This window comes from Aminobacter sp. P4_D5 (assembly GCF_056401815.1).
In genome coordinates, this window is the sequence record NZ_JBFUIP010000753.1 from 1 (window position 1) to 696 (window position 696).

A 696-nucleotide genomic window follows, 5' to 3' on the forward strand; every position below is an offset into this window, starting at 1 on the left:
GGGCGGCGTCATCCTCGGCAAGACCAACGTGCCGGAATTCGGCCTGGGGGCGAACAGCCGCAACCTCGTCTGGGGCGCGACCGGCAATGCCTTCGACCCCGAGTTCAATGCGGCCGGCTCGTCGGGCGGCTCGGCCGTCGCGCTGGCGACCAACATGGTGCCGCTGGCCTCGGGCTCGGACACCGGCGGTTCGCTGCGCAACCCCGCGGCCTTCAACGGCGTGATCGGCTTCCGGCCTTCCTCGGGACTCGTGCCGAGCTCACGCCGCCCGCATGGCTGGTCGCCGCTGCCCATGCTGGGGCCGATGGCGCGCAACGTCCCGGATCTCGCTTTGATGATGTCGGCCATGGCGAGCGACGACGCGGTCGACCCGCTCGCCTACAGCTTCTCCGGGAAGAAGATGCGCGAGGTGCCGGAGCTCTATCACCCGGTCGCGCCGGCGGACCTTGCCTCGCTGAAGCTCGCCTATACCGAGGATTTCGGGCAGGCACCGACCGAGAGCATCGTCCGCCGCGCCTTCCAGAAGGTGGTGGCCGCGATCGCGCCGATGTTCACCCGCGCGGCGGACGCCCATCCCGATGTATCAGGCGGCGACGAGGCCTTCGAGGTGCTGCGCTCCACCGGCATCCTGAGCGGCAATGCCGAGCGCGTGCGGACCCGGCCCGGTGATTGCGGCCCGAACATGCACGCCAATGT

Annotated in this window: 1 protein-coding gene; it reads left to right on the forward strand. The window is 70.1% G+C overall.

Features of this window, described 5'->3' with window-relative positions; all coding sequences use genetic code 11:
• Positions 1–696: amidase family protein (locus tag AC1DWF_RS34785; protein WP_476843029.1), on the forward strand; the 696-nt coding region annotated here is incomplete at both ends.